Origin of the sequence: Photorhabdus kayaii, assembly GCF_025384895.1 — a bacterium.
Classification (GTDB): domain Bacteria; phylum Pseudomonadota; class Gammaproteobacteria; order Enterobacterales; family Enterobacteriaceae; genus Photorhabdus; species Photorhabdus kayaii.
In genome coordinates this window covers 1-13,837 of the sequence record NZ_JAJAFZ010000040.1, presented here as the reverse complement: position 1 = coordinate 13,837, position 13,837 = coordinate 1, and the positions used below count along the sequence as shown (strand labels likewise).

3 protein-coding genes are annotated in these 13,837 nt (G+C 44.4%); 1 reads left to right on the top strand and 2 read right to left on the bottom strand.

What is annotated here, in order from left to right; all coding sequences use genetic code 11:
* The first annotated feature begins 292 nt into the window (after positions 1-292).
* Positions 293-12,505: an MARTX multifunctional-autoprocessing repeats-in-toxin holotoxin RtxA gene (gene rtxA, locus LGZ98_RS14840; RefSeq protein ID WP_262978234.1), complete on the top strand. Its 12,213-nt coding sequence runs from the start codon at positions 293-295 to the stop codon at positions 12,503-12,505.
* A gap of 286 nt (positions 12,506-12,791) precedes the next feature.
* Here the strand turns inward: rtxA and LGZ98_RS14835 are convergent, their stop codons facing one another.
* Together LGZ98_RS14835 and LGZ98_RS14830 are read right to left on the bottom strand one after the other, a co-directional pair.
* Positions 12,792-13,283, bottom strand: a complete 492-nt coding sequence (locus LGZ98_RS14835; RefSeq protein WP_262978233.1) for a DUF2569 domain-containing protein — start codon at positions 13,281-13,283, stop codon at positions 12,792-12,794.
* A 122-nt stretch (positions 13,284-13,405) separates the two neighbouring features.
* Positions 13,406-13,729 carry a hypothetical protein gene (locus tag LGZ98_RS14830; RefSeq protein WP_113040950.1) on the bottom strand — a complete coding sequence of 108 codons (324 nt, stop codon included), beginning with the start codon at positions 13,727-13,729 and terminating at the stop codon, positions 13,406-13,408.
* Between the last annotated feature and the right edge of the window lie 108 nt (positions 13,730-13,837).

Genomic DNA, 13,837 nt, shown 5'->3' with positions numbered 1-13,837 from the left:
TTTTAAGGTGTTTGTAAATCAATCAAATTGAAACTTTTCTGAACTTAATATTTTCTTTGTTATATCCGTGTTATTAATAAATTACTTTTTGGAAAAAGTATGTTTGATAAATTCATGCAAACAATATCTGATGTTAATTTTAATGGCGGTTTTTTCTTTATTTGATTTTTTGCTATTAAAAATTCAGAAGATTTCACTGTTTCGTGAGAGATTGAATATTCAAAATAACTGCCCTATCTGTTAGGTGCAGTGGTTTTCTGCTTAACTTCAATAATAAATTAAAGGACTATTGATGGGGAAATCATCAAATAGAAGTACAGAGTACTTTTTTACTGGGAAATATTATGACGATAATGACGGTAACAGTATTACTGCTATTGGTATTGGTGGTGAAGTTTATGCTTATGGCGGAGATGATGATGTTACTGTTGGTTCATTAAAGGTCGGTGTATACCATACGAATGGTGAACTTTCGGTAAAGGGAGCCTCAGGTTATACCGGTATTAGTAAAACGGGAAATGGCGGCTTGTCATTTGCCGGTGCAGCCGGTGCGGCTATTATTAATCACACGGGTGAAGTTGGAAATTTAAATTATTCGGGTGCTGCCGGCTATAACAAACTGGTTCGTAAAGGTTTATCTGGAGATACAAGTTTTAAAGGGGCTGGTGGATATAATCAGTTATGGCATGAAACTGATCAGGGAAATGTTTATTTTGCTGGCGCAGGAGCGGCTAACAAAATTGACCGTACCTGGTTTAATCATTATGAGGGTACTCAAGGAGATGTGACATTTAACGGCGCAGGCGCTGCAAATAGTATCGATTCGCGGATAGAAAGCGGCGATGTCATTTTGAATGGGGTTGGTGCTGATAATCATATTGTACGTAAAGGTAGAGAAGGTAACATTATCTTGCGTGGTGCGGGGGCAGCGAATCGCATTGAACGTATACGCCACAGTGAAGATAGGTATGGACAGACACAGGGTAATATTACTTTTAAAGGTGCGGGGGGATATAACAAACTCTATTCTGACGTTGCTCACGGTAATATTCATTTTACTGGTGCAGGGGCTTATAACGAAATTACCCGAGCAGGGATGGAAAATGAAATAGAATTTGCTCAGGCTAAAGATATTGTGATGACATCAGCCACAATGGAAGGACGCTGGATTCAACAATCCCAGCAAGTTAACGCGGTTAAATCCGCGGTAGAGCCTGATACTTATCTCTTTGCCATTGCCAATAATGTTAATACTAAAGTTGTTTCTGTGCGGCTGCAAAATAATCCTGATACCGGTAAGCTCCGTTATTATGCCACTTCTTGGTATAAGGAAGGTAATCATCTTAAGGATATTGCTAAGGAAAATATCAACGTAAATAATGGATTTATCCCCGTTAAAAGGGAAGGTGCTATTACGCTTGCCAATATTAATCTTGTATATCGACAAGAAACCACAATACAGGGCGTTGAGGAGGCATTATTAACCGATAGATGGGTGAATTATTCCGATGGTACTAACATTGAAGCGAAAAATGTCACACTGGGTAGTGCCAAAATGGGGGGATACGCGATCTCTTCTAATGGGCTGAAAATCGATGTCTCCCCGGTGAAATCAAACGAGCAGTCGGATACTTATGTATATGCAGTATTCTTGGATCCTTATACCAAAGTGGTTGAGGTTAAGTTGGCGAATGATGATGAAACAGGAAAGCTGAAATATATTGCAAGATCTTGGTATAAAAAAGGTGACCATACTGGCCGTTTAGCGGATGAAAGTTTTTCCTATCCTCGCGGTTATCGATCAATTGGGGCTGGTTATACGTTAAGTCAACTTCACTATGATTTAAATATATCAGATGATGTTGCTGATTGCTTGACGGATCTTGACGGTTATTCTGAGCAAGATCTTATCAAATCATCAAAGAATGGTGGTGATAGTTCCGGTAATATTTATTTCATCGGTGCTGGTGGTGGAAACGTTATTACATCTAATGTGTCGCACGGTAATATTAATTTCACAGGAGCGGGGGTGGCTAATATTATTCTGCACAGTTCAACATTCGGTAATACGTATTTTGAAGGGGGCGGGAGTGCTAACGTCATTGTGAAAAAGGGTGAAGAGGGCAATCTATCGTTTCGTGGTGCGGGTTTAGCCAATGTCCTGCTTCACCAGAGCCAGAACGGGAAAATGGATGTTGATGCTGGTGGTGCGGTAAATGTTCTCGTACGGGTCGGGAATGGACAATATCTGGCTCATCTTCTGGCCTATGGCAATATCTCGATTCACAAAGGCAACGGTGACAGCCGGGTACTGATGTTGGGGGGATATAATACTCATACCCAAATAGGTGATGGTAGCGCGAACTGGTCCGGAGCGGGTGGTTTTAACGTTATCACCCAGGCCGGAACAGGGGATATCTTCTCCGTATTTGGGGGGGGCGCTAACGTGCTAACAAAGCTTGGTGCGGGAGATATGGCTGCCGGTATGTTTGGCGGTGCCAATATTATCACCCATCTCAGTGAGGAGATTGAAGCGTCAAACACCACAGCAATAGCGTTGGGTAGCGCCAATATCCTGACTAAAAAAGGGAAAGGCCATGCGCGGGCGGTCATGGGCGGCGGTGCGAACGTCCTCACGCATATCGGTGACGGCAATACCACGGGCGTGATGCTGGGTGGCACGAATATCTTGACCAAAGTCGGAAAGGGCGACACGACCGGCATCCTGTTTGGTGTTGGCAACGTGTTGACCCATGTCGGCGACGGTTTGACACTGGGCGTGATGGCCGCGGCAGGCAATATCTTCACTAAAGTCGGGGAGGGTACATCAATTGCGGCCCTGATTGGCGCGGGCAACCTGTTTACTCATGTCGGCAAAGGGGATGCCTGGGGATTAATGGGCGGTGCAGTGAATGTCTTTACCAAAGTGGGTGACGGTAATGTGCTGGCATTGATGGTAGCCGCAGGCAATGTGTTTACGCACATCGGGGATGGCACCAGTGTTGCGCTGATGCTGGCAAAAGGCAATATCGCCACGAAAGTGGGTAATGGCATGACCCTGGCGGCGATGATCGGCAAAGCCAATCTCTTTACCCATGTTGGGGATGGCAATACCTTTGCGGCTCTGATTGGCGGGATTAATGTGCTGACCAAAGTCGGTCATGACCAGACCGCCGCCTTAATGATAGGGAAAGCGAATATTTTTACCCATGTGGGTAATGGCGTCAGTATTGGTTTGTTTGCCGGTGAACTGAACGTGATGACCAAAGTCGGCGAGGGGACAACACTGGCGGCCATGTTTGGTAAAGCCAACGTTATGACTCATGTGGGGGATGGCTTAACAGGGGTGTTAGCACTGGGTGAGGCGAATATCGTCACCAAGGTGGGTGATGATTTTATGGGGGTGGTTGCGGCGGCGAAAGCGAACGTCATCACGCATGTGGGAGATTCAACAACTGCGGGCGTGCTTCTTGGCAAGGGTAATATCCTGACCAAAGTGGGCGACGGTACCACAGTCGGCCTGCTTATTTCCGATGTCGGTAACGTGATGACCCATGTCGGCGAGGGCACGACAGTGGGGTTTGCCAAAGGTAAAGCCAATCTTATCACCAAAATTGGCGATGGCACCGGGGTGAATGCGGCTTGGGGTGAAGCGAATATCCTGACTCAGGTGGGAAATGGCGACCGTTACACCTTTGCGAAAGGTAAAGCTAACATCATTACCAAAGTAGGGAAGGGACAAGAAGTCACGGTGGTGCAGGGCGATGCCAATATCATTACCCATGTGGGTAACGGTGACGATTACACCGGTGCCTGGGGTAAAGCCAACGTGATCACTAAAGTCGGTGACGGGCGTAATGTGGTGCTGGCGAAAGGTAAGGCTAACATTGTCACTCAGGTGGGTAAAGGAGACGGTTTTAATGCCTTATGGAGCGAAGGCAATGCCGTCACCAAAGTGGGTGACGGTATGCAGGTGACGGTGGCAAAAGGGAAAGCTAACGTAACGACAACAGTGGGCAATGGCTTAAATATCACCGCTGCTCATAGTGACGTTAACATTAACACTCATGTAGGTAATGGCGTTTCGGTTAACCTGGCGTGGGGTAAGCACAATATTAATGCCAAAGTGGGCAATGGCCTCAATGTTGCGGTCATGAAAGGTCAAGCTAATGCCAATATCCATGTGGGTGATGGTCTGGGTATCAACGCTTGTTATGCACGTAATAACGTGGTGGTTAAGATTGGTAATGGTGATTTCTACAGCTTCTCTGTTACAGAAGGCAACAAACTTTCTTCCCTCTTTGAGCATATCAAACAGACAACATTAGGTGTGGGCGGCAGTCAGGCAATCAACTATTTGGTTCATGGACAGGAAGCTAACACGTCGGGCACCCATGAAGGCAGAGGGGCGATTCATTTAGCGGAAGTATCTGCTATTGATGGCTTTCAGATGGATGAAATTGCGTCGGTAAGTTCAGATTTAAACCATAGTTTCAATGGTGCTATAACAGCCGTGGAGACGCCTGACGTCAGTTCAATAGAAAGTGTTTTGAGTCAAAAAACGCTATCGGAGTCAGATCAGGATGAAAATCTGATTGTCAATGGTGACTTTGAGCAAGGTAATCAAGGTTGGCAGTCAACTCATGGCATAGAGGCATATAACCCAGCGAGTGCTTATGGTCTTGATAATACCGGTGATGGTGAACGAGCCGGTAAATTTGATGTTGATAAAAACACTGTAATTTGGCAGGAATTACAAAATTTGTCTGAAGGAGAAGTGGTTTCACTGACTTTTGATTTTATGAGTCATTTAGAGATGGTGGACCGTGATCTGAGTGACTGCGGAATAGTGGTGTTGTGGAATGGTAAGTCTGTATTCTCAGCTTCTGGACCGGGAGCTATATGGCGAACTCAAAAACTCGATTTAATGGCAAAAGCAGGTACTAACCGGATTGAATTTAAAGGTACAGGCCAGGATGATGGATTTAGCTATATCTTAGACAATATCGCTGTGAAATCTGAGACGTCACTGATTGTCAATAGTGACCTTGAGCAAGGTAAATTGGGTTGGCAATCAACCAATGATATTGCGGCCTATAGCCCAGTGAGTACTGATGAACCTAATAATACCCGTTATGGCGAACGAGTCAGTGAACTTGATGTTGATAAAAACACCACAATTTACCAGGACCTGCAAAACCGTTCTGAGGGAGAAGTGATTTCGCTGAGCTTTGATTTTGCCAATCGTCCCAATGCTTATTCAGCTGACAATGGTATGGATGTTTTCTGGAACGGCAAACTTGTATTCTCGACTTTTGGCGATGCCGAGAAATGGCAAAATAAAACACTAGAGCTGACAGCAAAAGCGGGCAGTAATCGAATTGAGTTTAAAGGAACTGGTTTGAATGATGGTATAGGCTATATTCTGGACAACGTTATTGCAAAATCTAAGCGCTCACGACAAGCCAATATTATTACCGAACAGGTGAAACAGGATAAAGCGGCGCAAAATGCGTTAAGCGATAAAGAAAAAGCAGAAAAAGATCGCCAACTGTTGGAACAGGAAAAAGAGAAACAACTGGCAGAAATTGCGAAATCGCAATCCCAGTTGGAATTAACGGATCAGGCAGCAGTTAGCCGAAATGGGCTGACACAGCGTAAGGCGATAGAAACAGAAGCGCAGGCGGAGACTGACAAACTGGTTTCCATGACGCAAGGTTTGGATGTGCTTGGTGACTATGCCAACTACAGCGGCCAATCAGGTGACCAGTGGCGTAATCAGTTTGCTTCCCAATTTTTGAACCGTACCCAGGACGAGCTGAATTACACCAAATTTATTACCCAAAAAAAATTAGCTAATGCTCAACGATCTATTACGGATAACCAACAACAAGTAAAAGAAGCGGTTAAGAAATCCGAGATTGGCGTAGCGCAAAGTGAGCAGCATCATGCCAGTGCAAAACAAGATATTGCAGAGGCTCAGAAGAAAGCAGAGTTAAGAAAAGAAGAAGCATTATTGCAGCAACAGCGGGCTAAAGAAGCGGAAAATGACGCAAATATCGCCTATCAGGGGTCGGAATATCGGGGTAAACGTGATATTGCTGCGGCTGAAAATAAAATTGCCCAGGTACAAGAAGATGTTAGAGGGGCAAAACAGGGCGATTCCAAACCTGATCGTACCGGTGCCGGTGGTAGTGGTTTGTCTGGTAATGCCTACGAATCGACAGGCGCGGGAGAAACCGGTAGCTATATTGATCCCGAATTAATACCGGAAGCTGAAAAAAGATTCTACAAGGGATTGACCGAAGAAGAGCTACAGGCGTTGGATGATGCTAAACAAGCGGTTGAGCGTCTACAGATAAATGCCAGTATCCGCGCGAAAAATACTGGCGTTTTAACTACTTCAAAGTTTGCCAAAGGACAATCTGACGATAGGGTGATACCAACGTCGAACAGTTCAGGTGAGCGAGTCAGAAGAGTGCCGCGGATTTCAGGCATTAATCTGAAATCGTTGGGGAATGATGTCAAGGTAGAACAGAAAGATTCTGCAATATTTGACAATGCAAAATTTAATGTATTGAAAGAGGGAAATAAGCTATTTATCAACCCTAATGTACGAACATTGGGGCGGAAAAGGCGACTTAGTAAAGCGCTGGTTGCTGTACGTGATATGTTCTATAAAACGATGAGCCATTTCGATGAAGAGCATATATTGCTGCTTGAGCAGGCGATAGCTGATTGGCAACAGCATAGCCCAAAGGAATTTGCTCTACGCACCAATCAGGTGAACTTAGTACGTTTTAAAATGGGCCGAATGATAGAGCACTTGCAGGCTCAGCGAGCTGAATCCGCTGGCGTCCTTGGGATCGCCGTGGCGCCTCGACATGCTGAACATCTTAAGCAGCGGGTCATATTTGATGGAACTGGACGTGTTGTCGGTTTAAAAAACGGTGTAACACAAAACGAAATTAATCATCTTATTGAGTGGAAAATTACACCGTTGACTCGAACGAACTCAACCGCTAAACGGGAAGCGCCTAAGACCGAGAGTGAAAGTTTGGTTGCTTTTATGAGCCGATTGGAAACCGCGAATATCCCGGAAGCGAGGCTTTTGATTGGACGGGCTAGAAGACTCTGGCTCACTGGACAAGTCACATCGAAGGAAACTATCAAGTTATTTGATGATGCTGCTAGCCAGTTACAGGCATATCCTGAGTTACATGCTTTGGTACTGTCATTACAGGCTGATGCTCACAGAGAAAAGTCAACTACCCAATATATTGACAACTTATTTGGCCGTCGTTTTGATTCTGAGTTGGCGCATACGTTGGTGAAAAACGCGTCACCGGATGCGAGAGCGACCTCCAGACGGATAGGTCAGTTTCTGGTGCAGGAGTTTGAGTCGTATATGCAAAGTACTCCGGGCTCACCTGTACTCGACGGACAGATTGCTATCAGAATGCAAGCTTTTGCCGAAAAAATTAAAAAGGATATTCGTCCTTGGTTCAGTCGGGTGCCTGAACTGACCGCATTCCTGCAAAAACCGACCTTTGATAACTTTAAGATCATGATGACCAAGGTGGATAGCGGCTTTGAAATGATCAAAATTCCGTTTCTGGCAGTAAAAATGTCGAACACTGATGGTATGGGGTTACATTTATCTCAATGGAAGGCGGAAGCGGATATTTTTTATCGGGATGAGATCTATAAGGCTCGTTCCACCAGTAGTAAATTAACGAATAGGGCGGATGTTACCTATAAAGTGAAATTAACTGAACAGCAAACCAATGATTATGGTATTGCACTGCCTTACCAGCCATCCGGTGATCAATATGAAGATTTCCTGTATGGCAGAAAGGTGGCGGCGGGCAGAGTACTGACGCCTGGACAGGAAACAACGCTTGAGCGTAACGCCTTGGCACAAGGGCATTCCGTGGTGACGGGGGCATCTGGATCAACTAATATCATGGTTCATCTCAATAACCATATTGCTAGTCAAGATCCCACTTTCTCGCCGGAGCAGGCATATCTTAATACTTTGGCGTTCCTGGTGTTTGATGGCGGTCATTCAGTTAATGAAAGTTTGGTGGTCTACAAAGCATTGCAGACGGCTGGTGATGAACGTCGGCAGGTACTGCAAAACTACACCGCCAGTTATACAGATCTGATGGATATCGCGGGAGATAAAGGGAAACTGTGGATAAATCAGGCATTAAATAGCGCATTTGAGAAAACCCAACATCTTTATCGAGAAAATACCCCTGAGAGAGAACAGAACGACTCTTCAGTGGAAGCATTACAGGCGTTATCGGGCAAAAATAGAGCGTCAGAGTCGGTATTAATTGAGAATGATGGTACTTCGCCACGGGAGAAAGACTCTTTAAACCCAGTGACCCGATTCTTTAACAACGAATTGTATGGTTTTAAAGAAGAGCGCCGCCATATCAGTGATGAGACGCAGACTATGCTTAATGATGCGGTTGCTAATGGCAGCTCAAGCAAAATCACCCTAAAAGGCGAAGGGGGACGTTTAACGGGATATTATCATCAAGGTGACATAAAACCAGATGATATCTCGACGGCAGCAGAGAAAAAAGTCGTGCTTTTCCTTCATGGTTCAGGTTTGTCCGCGGAAGAGCAAGCTCATGACATCCAAAGCCACTATCAAAATCAGGGCATTGATATACTGGCTGTCAACATGCGCGGCTATGGTGGTAGTGATGGTAGTCCCGGTGAGCAAGAGTTCTATCAGGATGCCCGGACGATGTTTCGCTATTTGGTGCAAGATCGCGGTATTAAGCCGGGTAATATTATCCTTCATGGTTATTCCGTTGGTGGGCCGGTGGCGGCAGATCTTGCTCGATATGCAGCGCAAAATAATCAAGCCGTGTCAGGTCTGTTACTCGACAGGCCAATATCGAGTATAACCAAAACCATAACCGCGCATGACGTACCAAACCCTGGTGGCATGATTGGGGCATTGGCAAAAGCGATGAACGGACAATTTTCAGTAGAAAAAAACCTCAAAGGTCTGCCGATCAATACGCCGATCATGCTGTTAACTGACAATCAAGGTTTAGGGCATGAAGGGGAAAAGCTGCGTGCAAGATTGACCGCTTCTGGTTATCGCGTATCGGGTGAACAAACCTTTTATGGTCATGTTGAGAGCGGTGCTTTAATGAGCCAATATACTGATAGGATTGTCTCTACGCTCTCCGATTTTCAAAATAAAAATCGGGATATGGTGAAGAACTCGTTGCAAAAGAGTGGCAATCATGGGACACGTTTTGATAGTCAGATCATTATTCAAATGGAAGATGACCCGATTGTAGCAAAAGCCGCGATCAATCTGGCGGGTAAACACCGGGAATCCAGCGTGGTGGTGAAATTTGATGCTGATGGCAAATATCATGTCATTTATGGTGATCCTGCCAGATTATCAGGCAAATTACGTTGGCAGATTGTTGGTCATGGCCGTGATGAATCGGCACAAAATAACACTCGTTTGAGTGGTTACAGTGCCGATGAATTGGCAATAAAACTAAAACAGTTCAGTCAGAACTTTAACCAAGCGGGTAAACCTGATCGTATCAGCATCGTGGGTTGTTCACTGATTAGTGATGATAAGCAGCACGGTTTTGCCTACCATTTTATTACCGCTTTAGATAAACAGGGTATCCGTAGTGAGGTTTCAGCGCGTCGTAGTACAGTGGCCGTTGATGCAACAGGTCGTAAATTTACCCGCGATAAAAATCATCAGTGGGTTAACAAGTTGGGCGATAACAAACTGGTGTTACGTTGGAATGAACAGGATGAACTAACGGCTACAACAGAAAAACTGCGTCGTGGTGTGGCTGAAAGCGATATCAACCTTGCCCGGGTGGGGTACACGGAAGCGGATTCAACAACCAAAGGGGCAATTGCGGATAACCATGATGTTTTCACCGTGCCAGGGAAGCGCAAAAACAGGGTTGAGCTCGGTTCAAATCCTCAATCGAAGCCGCTGAGTTACGCCGGGAATATACAGGTAAACGTGGGTGACGGTGAATTTACCGCGATCAACTGGGGAACCTCGAACGTCGGTATCAAAGTGGGTACGGGTGGTTTTAAATCACTGGCCTTTGGCGACAACAATGTGATGATTCACATCGGGGAGGGTGACAGTAAGCACAGCGTTAATCTGGGTGGTTATCAAGCATTTGAAGGGGCGCAGATGTTTATTGGCAACCGTAACGTCAGCTTCAACCAGGGTCGCAGCAATGACCTGATTGTCATGATGGATAAATCCCTCCCTACACCACCGTTGGTTAATCCATTTGATGGCGCTGCGCGTATTACCGGTGTACTGAAATCTATTGCTCATTCCGGCGAAGAGTGGGATTGGTTGGCGGTGCAAAATCAGCAGTGGACACTATCTGGTGCGAAAAAATTTGTGCGGGACATGTCTGGTTTAGACCAAACCAGTAGTGTGGATTACAAGACATTGGTTGATCTGGATTCGCAGCGCGAGCGCAGTAGCCGTGGTTTGAAAAGTGACACAGAAGCGGCATTGAATAAAAAATACCACCATTGGTTAAGTGGTCACGGTAAAAAGATTGATACCAGTAAAATGAGCCGTGCGGATAAATTTCGTCAGGCCAATGAGAAACTGGCTTTCAATTTTGCGGTAGGTGGTCAAGGGGCGGACATTCAGGTCACAACCGGTAGTTGGAACTTTATGTTCGGTGACCATATTCAATCGATTTTGGATACCAACCTGGGTTCTCTGTTTGGTCTGATGACGCAGCAATATTCAACAACGGGCCTGGCGAAAACAACATTTACTTACAATCTACAGGACTTACCGCGTCAGCTTAAAAACAAGCTACAGGGTCGGTTAGCCGGTGTGGATGCAGAGACCACGTTAGCGGATATTTTTTGTGTGGATTACACGCCGGAGGGACAGATTGTTGCCCGTACTGGTAAGCCGGTTGATGGCAAGGTGATTTTGCGAGAGATGTTGGAAGTGATTAAGCAGTTTGGTGGTGATCAACTAAGTGCCTTCACTGATCCGGATAAATTGATTAATGGTTTGAAACAGAACGCTGATATGAGTGCTGATGGTATTGAGTCATTTTTTGTCAGTCATGGGCTGAAAGAGAAAGCGCCTGATAAAAATCGGGAAAAGAGTATACCGGGTGCCATCAACAGTGGGGATAGTCAGGCTAATGACAAATCAGAGCGTGCTTTGGGCTTTAATTCGCTGAATTTGCCTAACCTGTTTGCGACGATATTCAGCAAAGATAAACAAAAAGAGATGAAGTCATTAGTGACCAATCTGAAAGAGAATCTCACGGCAGATCTGCTCAATATGGAGCAGAAAACGTTTGATTTCCTGCGTAACAGCGGTCATCTGCAAGGGGATAGCGATATCCATATCTCGTTAGGGAACTATAACTTCAACTGGGGCGGTGACGGTAAAGATCTCGGTGCTTATCTGGGCGATAACAACAACTTCTGGGGTGGTCGCGGAGATGATGTTTATTACTCCATCGGTACTTCCAACATCTTTACCGGTGGTGAAGGTGATGACTTGGGCGTTCTGATGGGACGTGAAAACTGGATGTTTGGTGGTAGTGGCGATGATACCGCAGTGGTAGCCGGACGCATTAACCATGTGTTCATGGGTGAGGGTAATGATCAGACATTTGTTTTTGGTGAAGGCGGCATTATTGATGCCGGTAATGGACAGGACTACGTTGTCACTTCTGGTAACTACAACCAGGTGGATACTGGAGAAGATCAAGATTATGCCGTGACCATCGGTAATAACAACCGGGTTGAGTTAGGTGAAGGCAATGACTTTAGCAGGGTGTTTGGTAATGACAACCGAATTGATGGCAACATGGGTAGCGATGTCATTAAACTGATGGGCTATCATGCGGTAATTAATGGCGGAGAAGGTGATGACCACCTGATAGCGGCCTCAATTTCGAAATTCAGCCAGTTTGACGGCGGAGAGGGTCAGGATCTACTGGTGTTGGGGGGATACCAGAACCACTTCCAAGGAGGGGCAGGAGTAGATAGCTTTGTGGTCAGTGGTAAGGTGATTGACAGTCAGGTTGATGATATTAATGCAGAAGATATGATTGCCTTTAACGATATTGACTGGCAAGACTTGTGGTTCCAGCGCAGTGGATATGATCTGGTTTTATCAGTGAATCGCCCTACTCAGGATAAAACTGCTCAGAGCCTGTTTGAATCGGTGGGTTCAGTCACCTTTAGTGATTACTTTAATGGTAACCGTGCCAAATTAGTGACACAGATGGAGCATAAGGATACATCAGGAGAGCGTGAATTTACGGCACTTTCCGACAATGCGGTTGATACCTTAATTCAGGCAATGAGCAGTTTTTCCCCAACAGCCGGTGATAACGGTTTTATCGAAGGGCTGGACAGCAAGGCGAAAGAGGCTATTACGACGGCGTGGGCAGACACCATAATTGGCAAGGGAAAATTTGCCTGATTTAACTTGCCATAAGGCTAAGCAATAACGGTAAAAATGGCTCACTGGATAGGTGGGCCATCGTAATCTCGCAAGGGTATTATCGCTAGCTTACCCTTTTCCGCCGCATGCTTACGAATCAAGTAGAAATTAAATAGTCTGAGCTCAGCAAAATACAGTACTCAGACCTTGATGAACGAGTGATTTAAATTGCCTGACTTTTGTAAATAATTCATAAAGCCGGGCTAGTTTTAATTGCCATATTTTTTGAATAAATATGAGTTGCAAAATAGTTTAATTTTAATCGTTACTTTATAAATGTTCTTTTAACTCGGATAGATATAATAAAGTAAGGTACCCATATACATGTATAAAACACAGCTCTAAAAAGTAAGAAGAGATAATTATAATCCAGTTTTATTTCATATACATAATGAGCCAATGATAAATCAGTTATTATAAATAATGAAGTAAAAACTAAAAGGATAATATAAAATAAAGGTGTTTTTTTCTTTTTTCTAAAGAAAAGAATAGATGTATAAAGTGCAACTCCAAAAATAATAGTAAAACAAATAAATTCAAATCCTATAAGGATACGTAATTCACCTAGAAAATCATAACCAAAGATCAAGGTTGTCATTGTTTTATATGAACTAAATAAAGAACTTAATATTACAAAGATAATATTTATTGCCGGAAAATAGAGAAACCCGCCAATTCTACTCAGTTCTTTCTCTTCACATGCTGCACAAAAATCTGATTCATGCAATACTGGGTTTTCACATTTAATACACTTCATAAAATTTCTCCAAATAGTCATCTCAATCCAAAGATTGATTATTAATTTACGTAAATCATACAGGTGATAATATATAAAACAATAACTTATTAGTCCGATAAACACCCCTATTAAATTACCTCTTAAATTGTATACTCGTCATCTTGCAAGTTGCCTCTTTGTTGGCTGCACTCACTCACCCCGGTCACATAGTTATCTATGCTCCCGGGGATTCGTTCCCTTGCCGTCGCGATCCATCTTGAAATCCATAGGGTATATAAATATAGCAAAACGGTTTGGATCACCAAATTCCGAGATGCGTCAATATTCAACATCGCACCCCGTAAATCAGCCCATTCCCGTACTTCTGCCGGCGTAAGGGAATCCAGCCCCTGCATTCTGGCTTTTTCCTGAATTTCTCCTATTCGTGCCTGAACCTTATCGTATTCCTGACAACAGAATGGCAACTGGCATCACCCCAGGGCGCGAGCATACTTTTTTACCCCCCCTTGAATGAACCGTAATTATATGATCTCATTCTCCTTATTTTTCTTTTTAATACTCGCCCATGAATC